Here is a 16984-nt window from a genome sequence, read left to right on the forward strand (position 1 = left end):
ACGCCGCCTCGGTTGATCTTTAAAGCGAACCGATGCGGTTCAGTTCAGCTTTCAGTTGGTCAGGGCTCATGGTCTTGAGCGGCAGTGCAAGAAACGCACTCACGCGTTCGTGAATTTTGGCCAGTGTGGCTTCAAACGCTGCGGTGATCTCGGCTTCCGACCCGCTAGCCTCAGACGGGTCGGCCAGCCCCCAATGCGCCTTCAAAGCTGGCCCAAAGAAGATTGGGCATGCTTCACCCGCTGCCCGGTCGCAGACAGTGATCACGATGTCTGGAGGCGAGCCTTCAAAAGCATCCGAAGCCTTGCTGCTCAAACCCACCGTGGAAATACCCGCCGCCTCCAGCGTTTGCAATGCCCGTTGATTCACCCGGCCACTGGGAAAGCTTCCTGAACTGACGGCTTCTACACCCTCGGGCGCCAAGTGGTTGAAAAGCGCCTCGGACAGAATGCTGCGGCAGCTGTTGTGGGTACACATGAACAAGACTTTCATCAGACGATTCCTTGATTCAGAAACTGAGGCGCAGTGCCAGGGCGGACAATGTGGCGACGAGGATGGGCACGGTCAGCACGATCCCGGTCTTGAAGTAGTAACCCCAGCTGATCGTTATGTTTTTCCGGGCCAGCACGTGCAGCCACAACAGAGTGGCCAAGCTCCCAATTGGGGTGATCTTCGGGCCCAGGTCGCAGCCGATGATGTTGGCGTAAACCATCGCTTGCTGGACTACACCATCGACTTCGGCGGCATGAATGGATAAGGCGCCTACCAGAACGGTGGGCATGTTGTTCATGATCGATGACAGCAACGCTGTTAGCAGCCCTGTACCCAGGGACGCGCCCCAAACGCCATAACCGGCGAACACGTTCAGGATTTGCGCGATGTGGTCGGTCAGGCCGGCGTTCTTCAGGCCATACACAACCAGGTACATACCCAAAGAAAAAATCACCACCTGCCATGGCGCCTCTTTGAGCACCTTGCTTGTGTTGATGGCGTGACCACGAGCCGCGATGACATAGAGAATGAACGCACAGACCGCTGCAATGGCGCTGATTGGTACCCCCAATGGCTCAATGACAAAGAAGCCGATCAGGAGTAGTGCCAGCACCCACCAGCCGGCTACAAAAGTGGCCCGGTCGTGGATTGCCTCGTCCGGATTGTCCAGTTGGTTGAGGTCATAGGTCTTTGGTAAATCTTTGCGGAAAAACCACAGCAGCATGGCTAATGTCGCCGCCACGCTGACGATGTTTACCGGCACCATGATCGAAGCATATTCGTTGAAGCCGATATCGAAGTAGTCGGCAGAAACGATGTTGACCAGGTTGGAAACCACCAGCGGTAAGCTCGCCGTATCGGCGATAAAACCGGCGGCCATGACGAATGCCAAAGTAGCCGCAGGAGAAAAACGCAACGCCAGCAACATCGCGATCACAATGGGTGTGAGGATCAATGCTGCTCCGTCATTGGCGAACAGGGCCGACACCGCTGCGCCCAGCAGGACGATAAATGCGAACAGCTTGCGGGTGCTCCCGCCTCCCCATCGGGCCACATGCAGCGCAGCCCATTTGAAAAAGCCTGCCTCATCAAGCAGCAAACTGATGATGATGACCGCAATGAAAGTCCCGGTAGCATTCCAGACGATGCGCCAGACCTCGGGTATGTCTGCAAGAGTAACGACGCCTGCCAGCAACGCCACGATGGCACCCAACGTGGCACTCCAACCAACTCCGAGCCCCTTGGGCTGCCAGATGACGAGCACGATGGTGGCGATAAATATCAATACGGCAATCAGCATTTTGTTAATCCGGTTGGGTGTGAATCAACTGCACACGGCCTGATTGATCGGACGGTCGTTCATACCGCACAGGCGTTTAGTCTCGGTTTCCAGCCATTGCTGATTGGCGTCTACGACTTCTTTCAAAACCGCAGTTACCCACGCAGGCAAATCGGGATTCAGGCGGTAGTACACCCACTGACCCTGGCGACGATCCATCAGCAAGCCTGCTGAACGAAGCAGCGCCAAGTGACGAGAAATTTTGGGCTGATTCATCTCAAGAGCGGCTGTCAGCTCGCAGACACATAACTCGCCTTCACTCACGACGAGCATCGTAATTTTGGTTCGGGTGTCGTCTGCCAGGCACTTGAATAGCGTGATGGGGTTCATGGGGTCTGTCATAGATCCTCCAAGTGTTTGGTCTTAAGCAAAACGAAGAGCTTGATGCGCTCGTGGATGTTGTGGAGCGTGTGGCGAAATGCGCCGGGATCATCGCTATTTACTGGGTCAGGAAAGTCCCAGGCAATGACTTCACCTGCGCTGGGCATTGGTAGGCACTCGCTTGCGGATTTATCACAAAGAGTGATTACGTAATCGAATCGATCAGCTTGAAACTCGCTGATGGACTTGCTGCGCAGGCCCGTTGCATCGACTCCAACTGCCTCCAATGCTTGAGTCGTGCGCGGATCAACCTCAGACGGTTCGGACCCTGCGCTGAAGGCCTCGAAGCGCGGGTCGGTGTGCCGCAGCAAAGCCTCTGCAAGCAGGGAGCGGGCTGAGTTGGCAACGCACACGAAAAGCACTTTGATCGCAGGGCTCATGGTTGAACTCGATGTATATGGAAAATCGAATATACGCTTTAGCGAATATTCGGTAAAGCGAATATGATGAATGCTGCTTCGGCTTGAGCCGTAACAGTCCATGTAAAGCGGCATAAAGGAGATAAAAGCATGGAGAGGAAGATGATGATCCAGTCCACGGAGATAGCCAGAGAGCAATGGCAACGCTTTCGCGCTGCGTTGGAATCTGCTGACCTTCCAGCAGACGATATTGATCTTCCAGGCCGAACCTTTTTTGAGTTCACACGATGGCTTTGGTCTGATGCGCGGCGTAGTTAATCTATGATTTCCTGCCTCATGCAGGTCTCACTGCCTAGCGCGTATTCACCGTGTCCGATAGTTGACCGTTTGGCGTGCGTTTTCAGAGTTTCTTTATTCACAACCTAATGTGATCGCGGATGGTCGTTCATTGGCACGGAGGGGAGGGGCTGTGCGATTGGAAAGTAGGTCGGGATGGAGGGAATGCTGATCAGGGATGAGGGGAGGGGCAATCCATATTTGCTGGGGCGTGGTGCTGTGTTGTGGAGCGGGTAGAGGGAATCGAACCCTCAACTAAAGCTTGGGAAGCTTTCGTTTTGCCACTAAACTATACCCGCATTACACATATTTCTTTGCTCACAAAACGGGGTGTCCTATTAGAACCCTCGTTATCAGCTTGGGAAGCTGGAGTAATGCCATTATACGACACCCGCTCAGAGCGGCTGACTTTGTACCAGATGTGCGCCGCGATTTGAAGTTTTTCTTTGAGAAATGTGCAGGTTGCGCGTGTTTGCGTAGGCAACGAGCCGACCGACTGTAGGAGCGGGCGTGCTCGCTCCTACAGTCGGCTGTGTTTCAGAGCGCAAAGGCATGCTGCGCCTGGCCCTGGTGATAGCGCAATCGGTGGGTCTGCCGCGCGGGCTTCAGAAAGCCGACCACGGCGTCGCGGCTGTCGCGGCTGGCCGCTTTGTGCTCCATGTCCAGAAAATGCCCGGTCGCCTGGATCGTGCTGAAGCTGCTGTTTGGCACGTATTGCCCGAACAGCTGGGCATCCGCGGCGCTGGTGTATTCGTCCCATTCACCGTTCATGAACAGCACCGGCACGGTGATCTGGCGCGCGGCCTTGAGGTAGCACAGCCGGTCGCTGTTGAGTACGTGGCTGATGTGGAAGTGCATCTGCCCGTATTCGTGCTCGGCCAGGCTGCTGACGTGGCGGTAGTTGAAGCGCTTGAACAGCGACGGCAGGTGTTTGCCGATGGTGCTGTTGACCAAGTGGCCGACGCGGTCGCGGTCGAGCTTGCCGAGGTAGTCGACGCCGCGTTCGAGGTAGTCGCGCATGGGCGCGTTGATCACCGGCGAGAACGAGCTGATCACCGCCTTTTCCACGCGGCGCGGGCGCTGGGCGAGGGCGACGAGGGTGGCGGCGCCGCCCCAGGAGAAGGACAACACGTGTTCGGCGGCGAAGTGGTCGATGAGTTCCAGGAGGATCTGGCCTTCGACTTCCTTCGTCAGCATCTGCTCATGGCGGTTATGGATTTTGGAGCGACCGGCGTAGGGCTGGTCGTACAAAACCACATTGAACTGCGGGTACAGGCTTTTCACGGTTTGGGCGAAGGAGGCCGTGGTGGCCATGGAGCCGTTGACCAGGATGATGGTCTTTTCAGCCGCGTCCGCGCGATAGAACTCCGTGTAAACCCGATACTGACCCTGTATATCCAACACAGCGATTTCTGGCCTCATGTCGTAAGACTCCTGGCAAGCGGGTAGGGCGCGCAGATCACTCTGCACGAGCTTTGTGACAGGTAGGCATACGCCTTGAAGATGAGCGCCCATGTCGCGCCGATGACGGCTGGCCGACGGGTGTTACCAGGGCGGGTTGTTTGCCGGGAAGGCCCGTGGATCAAGCGCGGGCGCGGCAAGGTGTTTCTTGGAGGTTATAGGCGACTCGCCAGTCATCTTTTGGCTGACGTTTTGATTCAAGCAGTCGGTTCGGGATGTCGCAAGTCGCAGGGATGGGTTTTAGCCATCACCGGCCGAACGGTCGTCAGACCTGGCGGATTTCATCGGCGCTCAACGCTCGATACTCACCGGGCGCCAGCGCGTCATCCAACGCCAGCGGCCCCATGCGTTCCCGATGCAAGCGCAGCACCTTGTTGTCGAAGTGCCCGAACATGCGCTTCACCTGGTGATAGCGACCTTCGATGATGCTCAAGCGTGCCAGGCGAGGCGCCAACAGCTCCAGCTGGGCCGGTTGAGTCGTCAGGTCTTCAAACGCGAAATACACGCCCGCCGCGAAGGTGGCGGCGTATTCCGCGCCGATCGGTTGTTCGGTCTCCACCAGGTAGACCTTGGGCAGTTTGGTCGTCGGTTGCGTCAGGCGCCGCGACCACTGGCCGTCGTTGGTGATCAGCATCAGCCCGGTGGTGTTGAAGTCCAGGCGGCCGGCGATGTGCAGCTCGTCCTTGTCCGGTTCGTCCAGCCAATCCAGCACGGTCGGGTGCTGGGGGTCACAGGTGGCGCTGACGCAGCCCTGGGGTTTGTGCAACATGAAATAGCGCGCCGGTTTACCCGCCTGCAGCACCTCATCGTCCACGCACACCCGGCTGAATTCGCGCACCTCGTGGTGAGGATCGCTGACGGGCACGCCATCGACGCTCACCCGCCGTTCCACCAACAGCAGGCGCACTTGCTGGCGATTGAAACGCGGCAGGTTGCTGAGGAATCGATCAACCCGCATTACAACGGCTCAGCCCCGCGCAACTGTGCATCGACCTGGGCACAGCGCGGGCACAGGCAGGCCTGGTTGCGTAATGCATCGGGCAGGGCTTCGAGCACCGCCGGGTCGATGGTGACGCTGTAGCACCAGCAGGCCTGGTCGGCGGTGCGCGGGTCGGCCAGGGTGCAGTCGTTGCGGGCGCCGCAGGCGGGGCAGAGGGTGGCTGTGGTCATCGTTCGGTTCAGGCTGGATCGGGCAGGGCGCCGAAGGTCCCTGCACGATACAGCGCCGCTCAGTCCCGTTCCAGCACCACGACCCGCTGGCCGGCGCCAATCGCGCTGCCGGGCTGCACGGTGATTTCCCGCACCACTGCGGCGAACGGCGCCGGCAGCGCGATCTCCATTTTCATCGACTCCAGCACCACCAGCACATCGCCGGCCGCGACGCGTTCGCCCACCGCCACCCGGACCTGCCACAGATTGCCCGCGATATGGCTGTCGATGCTGTGCTCGTTGGCCTTCAGCGGCGTGTCCTGCGCGAGCGGCGCTGGCGCTTCCTCGCTGTCGAAGTGCGCCTGGCCGCTGGCGATCCAGCGTTCGCGCTCGGCATTGAACGCCTGTTGCTGGTGCTCACGAAACGCATCGATACCGGTGGCTTCACGCGCCAGAAAATCCTGGTAGTCCGCCAGGTTCAACACGCTGTCCTCGATGTGCAACGCAAAGCGCCCCAGCGGAAAGTCCCGACGAATCTTTACCAGTTCTTCGGCACTCACCGGGTAGAAGCGGATCTGGTCGAAAAACCGCAGCAGCCACGGCTTGCCGTCGAAGGCCGCGACTTCGCGATAGCGGTTCCACATCTGCAACGTGCGCCCGACGAACTGATAACCGCCGGGGCCTTCCATGCCGTACACGCACAAATACGCGCCGCCGATGCCCACCGAGTTCTCGGCGGTCCAGGTGCGGGCCGGGTTGTATTTGGTGGTCACCAGGCGATGACGCGGATCCAGCGGCGTGGCCACCGGGGCGCCGAGGTAGACATCGCCCAGGCCCATCACCAGATAGCTCGCTTCGAACACGGTGTGGCGCACCGCGTCGAGGTCGGCGAGGGCGTTGATGCGACGGATGAACTCCAGGTTGCTCGGGCACCACGGCGCGTCCTTGCGCACGGTGGTCATGTATTTGTCGATGGCCAACTGGCACGCCGGGTCATCCCAGGACAGCGGCAGGTGGACGATGCGCGAAGGCACTTGCAGGTTGGGCGTGGCGCACACGGCCGTCCATTCGCCGCTGATCAGCGCCAGTAGGTCGGCCAGGGGCAATTGTTCCGGCTGGTAGTGGACCTGCAGCGAGCGGATGCCCGGCGTCAGGTCGATCACGCCGTGCCGTGCGTGGGTTTCGAGGGCCTGCATCAGCGCGTGGGCGCGAAAGCGCAGCACCAGGTCGAGCTCGGGCGCGCCGATTTCCAGCAGCAGGTGGGTGTCGCCGGCCAATCGGGCAACCAGACGCGTATCTTCCTGGCCGATATCCAACACCACAGGCGACGCGGGCCAATGTGGGCGCGGGCTTGCTCGCGATGGCATCGCCTCGGTGTTGCTGTGAGCGCGCGTCGCCTGCATCGCGGGCAAGCCTGGCTCCGGCATTTGATCCCATTTCAGCGCGAGATCGCGGGCGGTCTCGAGGTTCACCGCTTCGAAGCGCAGTTTGTCGCCGGCCTTGAGTTGCCCGAGTTGCCACAGGTCGGCTTCGATCACCGTCACCGGGCACACGAACCCACCCAGGCTCGGCCCGTCCGGCCCGAGGATCACCGGCATGTCCCCGGTGAAATCCACCGCGCCGATCGCATAAGGGTTGTCGTGGATATTCGACGGATGCAGCCCGGCCTCGCCGCCATCGGTGCGCGCCCACAACGGCTTGGGGCCGATCAACCGCACGCCGGTGCGGCTGGAGTTGAAATGCACTTCCCACTGTGTGGCGAAGAAGGTGTCGATGTACTCGGGCCGGAAGTATTCCGGCGCGCCGTGGGGGCCGTAAATCACCCGTAGCGTGCGGACCTGCGCCAGCGGTTGCGCGACCAGTTGTTGCCCTGCGGTGACGTCGACCAGCGGCAACAGATGCAGCACGTCGCCCGCGCGCAACGCGCGCCCGCCGTGCCCGCCGAACTGGCCCAGGGTGAAGGTGCTTTGGCTGCCCAGGTAGTCCGGCACCTGCAGCCCGCCGCGCAGGCACAGGTAACTGCGCGCGCCGGCCCCGGCGAGGGTACCGAGGTTCAACAGCGATCCGGCTTCGATCCGCAGCGCGGTATTCATCGGCACGGGGTGATCGTCCAGCAGCAGCGGAATCTCCGCCCCCGTCACCGCCACCACGGCGGCGCAGTTGAAGCGCAACAGCGGCCCGCTCATGGTGATCTCCAAGGCTGCCGCGCCTTCGCGATTGCCCAGCAGACGATTGCCCAGGCGCAGCGCGCGGCTGTCCATCGGCCCCGACGGCGGTACGCCCACGGCCCAATAACCGAGGCGTCCGGGATAGTCCTGCACGCTGGTTTGCGTGCCCGCGCTGAGCACTTCGAACGTGTGGGCAACGTAGACCAGATCTTCCAGGCAGCGCGTCCACGGATGGCCACCGGCAAAGGGCGCGGCGAGCAGGATCTGGCGCAGGTAATCGCGGTTGGTTTCCACGCCGTAGAGCTGGCTGTCGCTCAAGGCGCGATGCAAATCCAGGCGCGCCTGTTCGCGGGTGGGCGCCCAGGTGATGAGCTTGGCGATCATCGGGTCGAAGTACGGCGGGATCTCACAACCGGCCTCGACCCAAGTGTCGATGCGCAAGCCTTCGGCCTGCGGAAAATCCACGCAGGTCAACAGCCCTGGGCTCGGCTGGAAATCGCGGCCTGGATCTTCCGCATACAAGCGTGCCTGGATCGCATGGCCCTGGGGCTTCAACGCCAACTCACTCAATGGCCGCATCTCTCCCGCCGCCAGTTGCACCATCCAGCGCACCAGGTCCACGCCCCACACTTGTTCGGTGACGCCGTGTTCCACCTGCAACCGCGTGTTCACTTCCAGGAAGTAGAAGCGACTGTCTGCGCTATCGAAGATGAATTCCACGGTGCCGGCGCTGCGGTAGTTGACCGCCTTGGCCAGGGTGATGGCGGCCGAGCACAGGGCTTCGGCCATGCCTTCGGGCAGGTTCGGCGCCGGGGTTTCTTCGAGGACTTTCTGGTTGCGCCGCTGCACCGAACAATCGCGCACGCCAAGGGCGATCACCTCGCCCGCGCCGTCGCCGAACACCTGCACCTCCAGGTGGCGAGCGTGCTCGATGTACTTCTCGATAAACACGCCGGCATCGCTGAAGTTGTTCTGGCCCAGGCGCTTGACGGCGTCGAAGCACTCGTTCAACTCCGCGGCGTGGCGGCATACGCGCATGCCGATGCCGCCGCCGCCGGCGGTGCTCTTGAGCATGACCGGGTAGCCCACGCGGTCGGCGGCGAGCATGGCGGCGTCGAGGTTGTCGAGCAGTTCGCTGCCTTCGAGCAAGGGGAGGTGGTGTTGCTTGGCCAGCGCCCGTGCGGTGTGCTTGAGGCCGAATACGCGCAGCTGTTGCGGGGTCGGCCCGATAAAGGCGATGCCGGCGTTTTCGCAGGCTTGCGCGAAGGCGGCGTTTTCCGAGAGAAAGCCGTAGCCGGGATGAATCGCCGTGGCGCCGCTGGCCTTGGCGATGGCGAGGATTTTGTCCACCGCCAGGTAGGTGCCGGCCGCGGCGCCTTCACCGAGGCTGTAGGCTTCGTCGGCGTGTTGGATGTGCAGGCTGGCCGCATCGGCTTCGGCGTACACGGCGACGCCCTTTACATGCAGCTCGCGCAAGGTGCGCAGGATGCGGCAGGCGATGGCGCCACGGTTGGCGATCAAGAGTTTTTCGAACATGGCAAAACCCTGCGGGCCGTCCCGCAAAGTGAAGGAGCACTACGGTCGTCCGCAGTGCATGTCGTGAGTGTGGGAGGGGGGGCTCCCGATGGTGGTGAGCCAGTGGGGGCGTGTTTGGCTGACTTGCCGCCATCGGGGGCAAGCCCCCTCCCACAGGGTTCAGTGGTTTTGAAGACACTGCCCGGCTCGGGCCTGGCAGAGGGCGAATAGCCAACTGCGCAAGCGCTTGAGTGTCAGTTCCATACGAGTAACTCCGCAGGCGTCGGGTTGTAGGCGTTGCACGGGTTGTTCAATTGCGGGCAGTTGGAGATCAGCACGATCACGTCCATCTCGGCGCGCAGGTCGACGTACTTGCCGGGGGCGGAAATGCCGTCTTCGAAGGTCAACCCGCCGTCGGCCGTGACCGGCACATTCATGAAGAAATTGATGTTCGGGCCAATGTCGCGTTTGCCCAGGCGACCGTCATGGGCGCAGGCCCGCAGGTAGTTGTCGCGGCAGCTGTGCATGTAGCGTTTTTCCAGGGCGTAGCGCACGGTGTTGCTCTCTTGGGCGCAGGCGCCGCCGAGGGTGTCGTGGCGCCCGCAGGTGTCTGCGACGAGGGTCAGCATCGGCTGGCCGAGGTTGGAATAGAGCACGCTGCCGGCGCCCAGGTAGACGCTGTTCTGGCGGCGCAAGGTGCGTTGCACGTCGTAGCGCTCGCGCGGGTTTTTCACGCTGAAGAACAGCGTGTCGACCGCCTGGTTGCCCTCCAGGTCAAGGATGCGCAGGGTCTGTCCGGCCTTGACCTCCATCAGCCACGGCTCGCCGGCGGGAATGGTGGCGCGGTACACCGCCGTGTCGGGTTGTTTCAGTGCGATAGACATGGCAGCTCCTCAGGCGAACAGACGGTCGGTGTTGATAAAACCGCGCGCGTTTTCCGGGCGCGAGGTGCGGCAGTGTTCGGCGACGCTTGGGTCGGCGTTCATCCAGCTCAGTTTCAGCGGTTGGGGGGCGTAGTCGGGGTTGGGGTCCATCGGATGCTGCAGCGCGGTGAGCACCACCAGGGTGTCCATCGGTGCGTAGAGTTCGATGTAGTCGCCCGCCTTGGAATTGCCCGGCACGAAGTGCAGGCCACCGTTGTCGTCCACGCTGACTTTGCTGAACAGGTTGAGGGTCATCAGCAGGTCGGAAAGCCCCAGGCCCCACTTGCCCAATTCCACCAGCAGGTTGTCGGTGCCGTTGCGATAGAAACCGTTGCGCAGTTCCTGATAGCGCCCCTGGCCGTACTTCTCGGCCACTTCGGCCGCGCACAGCACGCCGCCGATGCTGTCACTCCAGCCGCAGGTGTCGGCGGTGATGGCGGCCAGCACGCGGCCCATGTCCGAGTACAGGCAATGGCCGCGGGTGAGCTTGGCGGTGTGTTGGCATTTGAGGCTGTCGGGCAGGTTCAGGCGTTCGGTTTTTTCGTTCGCGTTGAGCAGGGTCAGGCTGACGTTGGCGCCGCCGCGCAGGTCGGTGAGGCGCAGCAGTTGACCGCGCTTGAGCACGAAGGAACGGTGGCCGCCGCCGGGCAGTATTTCTTCGGCGAACGGCGGGAACAATTGAGTCGAATCGGTCATTTGGAAGTCGCTCCAAGTTCGGCGGCGAGCGCCTTGCGCCGCTCGCTGTTCAAAGGGATGTCGTAGGTGATACGGGCGCCATAGGCGCCGGGGGCGTGGGGGTCGACGCGGACCTTGTCGAACACCAGCAGGCGCGTGCCGAGGCTGAAGCCTTCGCTGAGGTCGTGGGTGACCATGAACACCGTCAGCCGGGTTTCGCGCCACAGTTCCAGCAGCAACTGGTGCATGTCTTTGCGGATGCCCGGGTCGAGGGCGCCGAAGGGTTCGTCCAGCAGCAATACGCGCGGTTTCATGATCAGGGCCTGGGCGATGGCCAGGCGTTGTTGCATGCCGCCGGAGAGCTGCGCCGGGTACTTGTCCAGCGCGTGGCCGAGGCCGACTTTGTGCAGCAGCGCGGCGGCCTGTTCGCGCGCGGCTTTTTTGGCTTTGCCGAACAGCCGTCCGAGCAACGGCGCGCGCGGCAGTTCGAGGCCGAGGGCGACGTTGTCGAGCACGCTCAGGTGCGGGAACACCGAGTAGCGCTGGAACACCACGCCACGGCTGGCGTCCGGTTCGCCGGCCAGCGGTTGGCCGTCGAGCAGGATGTGGCCCTTGCTCGCGGTTTCCTGGCCCAGCAGCAGGCGCAGAAACGTCGATTTACCACAGCCGGAGGTGCCGACCAGGGTGCAGAATTCGCCCTCGGCGACCTGCAGATTCAAACCCTCCAGCACCACCTGATCGCCGTAGCGCTGCCACACATTGTTGACGCTGATAAAGCTCATGCCCGCGCTCCTTCGTACCACGGGAACGCGCGCCGGGTCAGGACCTTGAGGCCCCAGTCCATCAGCCAGGCGAGCAGGGTGATCCACACCACGTAGGGCAGGATCACGTCCATCGCCAGGTAGCGGCGCACCAGGAAGATCCGGTAGCCCAGGCCGTCGGTGGAGGCGATGGCTTCGGCGGCGATCAGGAACAACCACGCCGAGCCCAGCATCAGCCGCAGCGAGATCAGCAGGCGCGGCAACAGTTGTGGCAACACCACGCGCAGCATCAGGGTCCAGGTCGACGCGCCGAGGGTCTGTGCCTTCACCAGCAGTTCCACAGGAATTTCGCGTGCGCGCTGTTCCAGGTCGCGGGCCAGGCACGGGGTGACGCCGATGACGATGAGCATCACCTTGGACAATTCCCCCAGGCCAAACACGATGAACAGGATCGGCAGGATCGCCAGCGGCGGCACCATCGACAGTACCGTCAGCAACGGTGACAACGGCGCGCCGAACAATGGCAACGTCCCGGCGGCGATGCCCAGGCACAGGCCGGCGAGGGCACTGATGCCCAGGCCGAGCGCGAGGCGGCGCAGGCTCGACGCGCTGTCCTGCCACAGCACGTATTCGCCGGTGCGGCTGTCGGCGCTGAATGCCAGGCGCTTGACCGCCTCGAACATTTGCCCGGCACTGGGCAGCAGTTTGTCGTTGGGGTTATCCGCCAGGCGCTCGGCCGAGCCCACGAAGTAGGCGAACAGCAGCATGGCGAACGGCAGCAGCACCAACAACAGGCGGCTGGAGCGGTCCGGGTGACGGTTGATCAGGCGCATGGCCGGGTCCTCTTACAACGTGCCGTCGGCGGCCATCTGCACGTAGCGGGGGTCGAACTGCAGCTTGAGGTTGGCCTTGTCGCCGCTGGTCACGCCATTGGCGAAGCTCATGCCCACGGCGCTGGTGTCCTTGGCCCCTTCGCCGAGCAGGCCGTGTTCAAACGAGAACTCGGCGACCTTGCGCATGGTCGCTGGCAGCTGCGCGCTGGTGGCGAAGGCCAGGGCTTCCTTGGGCGTGGCGAACAACTTGGTGGTGTCCAGTTGCGACTGGAACCCCTTGAGGTCGGTGCCCGAGGCCTTGGCCATGTGTTCCAGGGCTTCGCTGCTGGCGGCGCCTTTGGCGTTCATCAGGGCGACCACTTCGAACCAGGCGCCGGTGAGGGCTTTGCCCAGGGCCGGGTTGTCTTTGAGGGTCTGGGTGTTGACCACCATCATGTCCATGATTTCGCCGGGCACTTTGCTGGAGTCGAACACCTGGGTGACGCCGGGTTTGGCGTTGATCGCAGAGAGCATCGGGTTCCAGGTCGTCACCGCTTGCACCTGGTCGGTGTTGAAGGCGGCGGCGATGTCGGCGTCGGAGGTGTTGACCACTTTCAGGTCTTTTTCGGTGAGGTCCGCCGACTCCAGCGCGCGGGCCAGCAGGTAGTGGGACACCGACAGTTCCACCAGGTTGACGTTCATGCCCTTGAGGTCGGCGACGGTCTTGCCGCTGCCTTTGATCACCACGCCATCGTTGCCGTTGGAGAAGTCGCTGACCACCAGCGCGGTGCTGTCGACGCCACCGGCGGCGGGGATGGTCAGGGCGTCCATGTTGGTCATGGTGCAGCCGTCGAACTGGCCGGCGGTGTACTGGTTGATGGACTCGACGTAGTCATTGAGTTGCACCACGTCGATGGTGATGCCGTACTTCTTGGCCCACTTGTCGAGGATGCCTTGGCTGCCGGCGTACTCCCACGGCATCCAGCCGGCATAGATTGTCCAGCACACGCTGAAGTGGTCTTTGACGGCGGCCTGGGTCTGGACGCTCAGCACAGCGGCAAAGGCGGCGGCGAGCAGGGCGGGTAAACGGATTGAGGGCATGGGGCTTCTCCAGTTGATCGAGGGCGAGCAGGAGCAATGCGGCACCGTGAACGGTGGCTTGTCTCCCGGGCTTTTATCCCGCCGTGTAACCTCAACTGGAGGTCGCCGACTCTCGGACCAGCCACTCGCGTTTCGCGAGCCGGAACCCTAGTCAGCCATTGCAAATTGTGGTGCCGCGAACCTGTGATGAATCCTGCACGCAAGAGGCTAAGCGAGAGTCATGCCAAGTAGGGCGCGGGCGTGTAGGTCGCGGGTTTGCGCGCAACGCCCGACGCTCGAGTGCGTGCGGCTGCGTTGCAGTGGTGCGCCGTCGCACTGCAATGAGGCATTCGGCTCGTCCGAAACAGATGTTTCAGTCTGTGTCGAAATCGCACCAGTTTCGCTTTTTGATGTCAGATATTTCGTCATTCAGCAAAAGTTGAATGCCGCCCCCCAGCGTCGCTGGCGGTGCTCTTTCGCGGTCCAGGAGGCCGCCATGTATCGACGACTGCTTCTTATCGCTGTGCTCGGTCTATCCCTTTCTGCGTGCGTGCCCTATTACGATGGAGGCCCAGGTTATTACCGTTCCGAGGTCTATACCGCGCCCGCGCCGGTGTATTACTACGGCGGCGGCCCGGCGTATCAATATCGGCGTGGCTATTACCCGGCGCCGCGTTACTACGCGCCGGCGCCGCGTTATTACCAGCCGGTGCCACGTTATTACCAGCCGGCGCCCCGCATGGGTTACCGGGCTTATCCAAACCAGGGTTGGGGGGATCGCTGGGGCAATGGCGGGCACGGTCGCGGTGGCGATCGTGGCGCTGGTCGCGGCGGTCATCGTTGACCGCTCTTGAAGGCAAGTGGCGCAGGCAGCGCCGCTTTTTCGTAGCATTTAGCAGTACTGTCAGATTTAACAGCTATCGTTTGGGTTTCTGGTGCATTCAACTGGGAGCGGCCGTTGCGCCTCTTCGACCGCCCAGTGAGCGAAGGAACCCCCGATGATCAGACAATTGATGTGTGTTTTACTCCTCATGGTCGGCGGCGTTGCACACGTGCAAGCGGACCAAGGCTGCCCTTATTCCTCGGCAATCAAGTACGTCGATGGCCACTTCCAGGCGACGGCGGGAACACTCGTCTGGCAAAGCCCGAAGATCGGCTATCGGGACTTTGTCGACCAATTTATTGGCGCCATTTTTACCCCGGGCAAGGAACAGGATCGGGAAAACGGCTATGTAGACAAGTGCAGCTACCTGACCAGTGACGGTCAGAGAGTGGACTTGCGGTACGGCAAATCGGCAGAGGTGGAGACGATGTCGCTGACCGGTACTTTGCATTGGCACCTTGCCAGCGACCCCTTCGGCCTGCCGGTGTATATCTGCCAGGACAGTCAGCCGGACAATTGCGCATTCACGGTTAAAAAGCCAAAAAACTGACTGTCAAAAGTAGGAAAAATCCGCGAGCGGATGGCGGCCTTCCCAGGCTTTGTTGAAATGCGCCTGCACCACGGCCTGCGGAATGGCATTGATATCCGGCCAATGCCAATGAGGCTGCTGGTCTTTGTCGATCAACCGCGCGCGGACCCCTTCGCTGAATTCCGGGTGACGGCAGCAATTGAGGCTCAGGGTGTATTCCATCTGGAACACCTCGGCCAGCGACAGGTGGCGGGCGCGCTGGAGCTGTTCCCACACCAGGTGCGCGGTCAGCGGGCAGCCTTCGCTGAGGGTCTTGCCGGCGCGGCTGAGCAACGGGTCGGCGTGCTCGCGCAATGGGCTCAAGGCCCGCCAGGCACTGCGCACGTCACTGACATCCAGCCACTCATCGATCTGCGCCCGGCGTGGTAGCCATTGCGCTTCGGGTTGCTGGTCGATGGCTTCCTGGGCCAAGGCCTTGAGCAGGCTGTTGAGCTGCATCGCGGTCTGTTCCTGCCAGTTCAGTTGCAACAGGCCTTCGAGCAGTTCGTCTTGCTGGTCGTCGCGCATGAAGCGGTCGGCCAGGCCCAAATCGAGCGCGTCGCGGCCGTTGATGTGCGCGCCGGTCAGGCCAAGGAACAACCCCAGTTTGCCCGGCATGCGTGACAGGAACCAACTGGCGCCCACATCCGGGTACAGGCCGATGCTGATCTCGGGCATGGCCAAGCGGCTGCTGGGGGTGACGATACGCACCGAGGCGCTTTGCAGCAGGCCCATGCCGCCGCCCAGCACATAGCCGTGACCCCAGCAGATCAACGGTTTGGGGTAGGTGTGCAGGCGATAGTCGAGGCGATATTCCGCGGCAAAAAACTGCGCGGCCAGCTCCGGCACGACGCCGGGTTGTTCGCGGCAGGCCATGGCCAGGCTGCGCACTTCGCCGCCGGCGCAAAATGCCTTGGGGCCCTTGCCGCGCAACAGCACGCAGACGATGTTCGGGTCTTTGGCCCAGGCGTCCAGGCGATCGCCCAGGGCCAGGATCATCGGCAGGGAGAGGGCGTTGAGGGCCTTTTCGGCGTCCAGGCTGGCGATGCCGATGCGCGCGCCGCCGCTGCCGGTCAGCTCTTCGAAGTGCAGGTTCATCGTGACCTCAATCGGGAAGGTGAAGGTTGAGTATGATCCCTTCATGGGAAAGTGCCGGTTGTGTGTCAGATCAATTGACAAGCGGGGTCGGCTTTCCTAGGGTTCGCCTCATTCTTTTTTACAAGACCAGTCAATCATGAGCGAAGGCGACCGTATCAAACTCGAACCCAGCTGGAAACACGCCCTGCGCGATGAGTTCGAGCAGCCCTACATGGCCCAGTTGCGTGAGTTCCTGCGCCAGGAACACGCGGCCGGCAAGGAGATCTACCCGCCTGGCCCGCTGATCTTCAACGCGCTCAATTCCACGCCGCTGGACAAGGTCAAGGTGGTGATCCTCGGCCAGGACCCCTACCACGGCCCCGGCCAGGCCCACGGCCTGTGCTTCTCGGTGCAACCGGGCGTGCCGGCGCCGCCGTCGCTGGTCAATATCTATAAAGAGCTCAAGCGCGACCTGAATATCGACATCCCCAACCACGGTTGCCTGCAAAGCTGGGCCGACCAGGGCGTATTGCTGCTCAATACCACCATGACCGTGGAGCGCGCCAACGCCAACGCCCATGCGGGCAAGGGCTGGCAGTTCTTTACCGATCGGATCATCGAAGTCGTCAGCGAGCACCAACCGCACCTGGTGTTCCTGCTGTGGGGCGCGCATGCACAGAGCAAGCAGAAGCTGATCGATGCGACCAAGCATCTGGTGCTGACGTCGGTCCACCCGTCGCCGTTGTCGGCATATCGCGGCTTTCTGGGCTGCGGGCATTTCAGCCGCACCAACAAGTTTCTTGAGCAGAATGGCGAGACGCCGATTGATTGGGTGTTGCCACCGGTCTGAACCATTCGCTGCGATGTGTCACCCGCTTGATTCGCAGCGCGCGTGGCTAACTGCGCCCCCTTGATATGCGCGAATCAAGGGGGGTACCTGTTATTTCTGACAGTATCCGACCGTCTTGTATCAGCATTAAATGATCTCCCTGGCCTCGTCGGTCTCA

17 protein-coding genes, 1 tRNA gene and 1 riboswitch are annotated in these 16984 nt (G+C 62.0%); of the genes, 3 read left to right on the forward strand and 15 right to left on the reverse strand.

Going from position 1 to position 16984, the window contains the following annotated elements; translation table 11 throughout:
* Nucleotides 1–19: 19 nt before the first annotated feature.
* The 14 genes from RGV59_RS13015 to RGV59_RS13080 form a co-directional block, all read right to left on the reverse strand.
* A complete protein-coding gene (locus RGV59_RS13015) occupies nucleotides 20–490 on the reverse strand; it encodes an arsenate reductase ArsC (RefSeq protein ID WP_007247285.1) in 471 nt (156 codons plus the stop codon).
* A gap of 16 nt (nucleotides 491–506) precedes the next feature.
* Entirely contained in the window at nucleotides 507–1790 is a 1284-nt protein-coding gene (locus RGV59_RS13020; protein ID WP_017844876.1) for an arsenic transporter, read from the reverse strand.
* A 24-nt stretch (nucleotides 1791–1814) separates the two neighbouring features.
* The gene (locus tag RGV59_RS13025) at nucleotides 1815–2171 is read right to left on the reverse strand and encodes a metalloregulator ArsR/SmtB family transcription factor (protein ID WP_102618429.1); all 357 of its coding nucleotides are present in this window, start codon (nucleotides 2169–2171) and stop codon (nucleotides 1815–1817) included.
* Nucleotides 2168–2590: an arsenate reductase ArsC gene (locus tag RGV59_RS13030; protein ID WP_017844878.1), complete on the reverse strand. Its 423-nt coding sequence runs from the start codon at nucleotides 2588–2590 to the stop codon at nucleotides 2168–2170. The genes RGV59_RS13025 and RGV59_RS13030 overlap by 4 nt, the downstream gene beginning before the upstream one ends.
* 540 nt (nucleotides 2591–3130) lie before the next feature.
* Nucleotides 3131–3204, reverse strand: a tRNA-Gly gene (locus tag RGV59_RS13035).
* Nucleotides 3205–3442: 238 nt separating this feature from the next.
* Nucleotides 3443–4327, reverse strand: a complete 885-nt coding sequence (locus RGV59_RS13040; protein WP_046490317.1) for an alpha/beta fold hydrolase — start codon at nucleotides 4325–4327, stop codon at nucleotides 3443–3445.
* 304 nt (nucleotides 4328–4631) lie between these two features.
* Nucleotides 4632–5324, reverse strand: a complete 693-nt coding sequence (locus RGV59_RS13045) for a pseudouridine synthase (protein ID WP_017844881.1) — start codon at nucleotides 5322–5324, stop codon at nucleotides 4632–4634.
* Nucleotides 5324–5536: a cysteine-rich CWC family protein gene (locus tag RGV59_RS13050; RefSeq protein WP_017844882.1), complete on the reverse strand. Its 213-nt coding sequence runs from the start codon at nucleotides 5534–5536 to the stop codon at nucleotides 5324–5326. The genes RGV59_RS13045 and RGV59_RS13050 overlap by 1 nt, the downstream gene beginning before the upstream one ends.
* A gap of 59 nt (nucleotides 5537–5595) precedes the next feature.
* On the reverse strand, nucleotides 5596–9219 hold the full coding sequence (uca, locus tag RGV59_RS13055; RefSeq protein ID WP_126585693.1) for an urea carboxylase: 3624 nt from the start codon (nucleotides 9217–9219) through the stop codon (nucleotides 5596–5598).
* A gap of 233 nt (nucleotides 9220–9452) precedes the next feature.
* Complete coding sequence (locus RGV59_RS13060; protein WP_017844884.1) at nucleotides 9453–10082, reverse strand: urea amidolyase associated protein UAAP2; 630 nt, start codon at nucleotides 10080–10082, stop codon at nucleotides 9453–9455.
* Between the two features lie 9 nt (nucleotides 10083–10091).
* Nucleotides 10092–10817, reverse strand: coding sequence for an urea amidolyase associated protein UAAP1 (locus tag RGV59_RS13065; RefSeq protein ID WP_017844885.1), 726 nt, complete (start codon nucleotides 10815–10817; stop codon nucleotides 10092–10094).
* Nucleotides 10814–11578, reverse strand: a complete 765-nt coding sequence (locus RGV59_RS13070) for an ABC transporter ATP-binding protein (RefSeq protein WP_046490324.1) — start codon at nucleotides 11576–11578, stop codon at nucleotides 10814–10816. Before RGV59_RS13070 ends, RGV59_RS13065 begins: the two co-directional genes overlap by 4 nt.
* A complete protein-coding gene (locus RGV59_RS13075) occupies nucleotides 11575–12390 on the reverse strand; it encodes an ABC transporter permease (RefSeq protein WP_126585694.1) in 816 nt (271 codons plus the stop codon). Before RGV59_RS13075 ends, RGV59_RS13070 begins: the two co-directional genes overlap by 4 nt.
* Before the next feature lie 12 nt (nucleotides 12391–12402).
* On the reverse strand, nucleotides 12403–13470 hold the full coding sequence (locus tag RGV59_RS13080) for a putative urea ABC transporter substrate-binding protein (protein ID WP_046384382.1): 1068 nt from the start codon (nucleotides 13468–13470) through the stop codon (nucleotides 12403–12405).
* Between the two features lie 60 nt (nucleotides 13471–13530).
* Nucleotides 13531–13632, reverse strand: a riboswitch (guanidine-I (ykkC/yxkD leader).
* A gap of 313 nt (nucleotides 13633–13945) precedes the next feature.
* Here RGV59_RS13080 and RGV59_RS13085 point away from each other — a divergent pair.
* Nucleotides 13946–14293: a hypothetical protein gene (locus tag RGV59_RS13085; RefSeq protein WP_017844889.1), complete on the forward strand. Its 348-nt coding sequence runs from the start codon at nucleotides 13946–13948 to the stop codon at nucleotides 14291–14293.
* A gap of 154 nt (nucleotides 14294–14447) precedes the next feature.
* Entirely contained in the window at nucleotides 14448–14882 is a 435-nt protein-coding gene (locus RGV59_RS13090; protein ID WP_126585695.1) for a DUF3757 domain-containing protein, read from the forward strand.
* A gap of 3 nt (nucleotides 14883–14885) precedes the next feature.
* On the opposite strand, the gene RGV59_RS13095 is transcribed toward RGV59_RS13090, so the two are convergent.
* The gene (locus RGV59_RS13095) at nucleotides 14886–15998 is read right to left on the reverse strand and encodes an enoyl-CoA hydratase/isomerase family protein (protein WP_017844891.1); all 1113 of its coding nucleotides are present in this window, start codon (nucleotides 15996–15998) and stop codon (nucleotides 14886–14888) included.
* Nucleotides 15999–16134: 136 nt separating this feature from the next.
* Here RGV59_RS13095 and ung point away from each other — a divergent pair, with 136 nt between their 5' ends.
* Nucleotides 16135–16827 carry a uracil-DNA glycosylase gene (gene ung / locus RGV59_RS13100; protein ID WP_017844892.1) on the forward strand — a complete coding sequence of 231 codons (693 nt, stop codon included), beginning with the start codon at nucleotides 16135–16137 and terminating at the stop codon, nucleotides 16825–16827.
* Nucleotides 16828–16984 lie beyond the last annotated feature (157 nt).

It is taken from the genome of Pseudomonas sp. FG1, from assembly GCF_034313875.1.
Lineage (GTDB): Bacteria > Pseudomonadota > Gammaproteobacteria > Pseudomonadales > Pseudomonadaceae > Aquipseudomonas > Aquipseudomonas veronii.

Coding starts and splice junctions, on each gene's coding strand:
- RGV59_RS13015 (WP_007247285.1), bottom strand. CDS start 490: ATGAAAGTCTTGTTCATGTGTACCCACAACAGCTGCCGCAGCATTCTG.
- RGV59_RS13020 (WP_017844876.1), bottom strand. CDS start 1,790: ATGCTGATTGCCGTATTGATATTTATCGCCACCATCGTGCTCGTCATC.
- RGV59_RS13025 (WP_102618429.1), bottom strand. CDS start 2,171: ATGACAGACCCCATGAACCCCATCACGCTATTCAAGTGCCTGGCAGAC.
- RGV59_RS13030 (WP_017844878.1), bottom strand. CDS start 2,590: ATGAGCCCTGCGATCAAAGTGCTTTTCGTGTGCGTTGCCAACTCAGCC.
- RGV59_RS13040 (WP_046490317.1), bottom strand. CDS start 4,327: ATGAGGCCAGAAATCGCTGTGTTGGATATACAGGGTCAGTATCGGGTT.
- RGV59_RS13045 (WP_017844881.1), bottom strand. CDS start 5,324: ATGCGGGTTGATCGATTCCTCAGCAACCTGCCGCGTTTCAATCGCCAG.
- RGV59_RS13050 (WP_017844882.1), bottom strand. CDS start 5,536: ATGACCACAGCCACCCTCTGCCCCGCCTGCGGCGCCCGCAACGACTGC.
- uca (WP_126585693.1), bottom strand. CDS start 9,219: ATGTTCGAAAAACTCTTGATCGCCAACCGTGGCGCCATCGCCTGCCGC.
- RGV59_RS13060 (WP_017844884.1), bottom strand. CDS start 10,082: ATGTCTATCGCACTGAAACAACCCGACACGGCGGTGTACCGCGCCACC.
- RGV59_RS13065 (WP_017844885.1), bottom strand. CDS start 10,817: ATGACCGATTCGACTCAATTGTTCCCGCCGTTCGCCGAAGAAATACTG.
- RGV59_RS13070 (WP_046490324.1), bottom strand. CDS start 11,578: ATGAGCTTTATCAGCGTCAACAATGTGTGGCAGCGCTACGGCGATCAG.
- RGV59_RS13075 (WP_126585694.1), bottom strand. CDS start 12,390: ATGCGCCTGATCAACCGTCACCCGGACCGCTCCAGCCGCCTGTTGTTG.
- RGV59_RS13080 (WP_046384382.1), bottom strand. CDS start 13,470: ATGCCCTCAATCCGTTTACCCGCCCTGCTCGCCGCCGCCTTTGCCGCT.
- RGV59_RS13085 (WP_017844889.1), top strand. CDS start 13,946: ATGTATCGACGACTGCTTCTTATCGCTGTGCTCGGTCTATCCCTTTCT.
- RGV59_RS13090 (WP_126585695.1), top strand. CDS start 14,448: ATGATCAGACAATTGATGTGTGTTTTACTCCTCATGGTCGGCGGCGTT.
- RGV59_RS13095 (WP_017844891.1), bottom strand. CDS start 15,998: ATGAACCTGCACTTCGAAGAGCTGACCGGCAGCGGCGGCGCGCGCATC.
- ung (WP_017844892.1), top strand. CDS start 16,135: ATGAGCGAAGGCGACCGTATCAAACTCGAACCCAGCTGGAAACACGCC.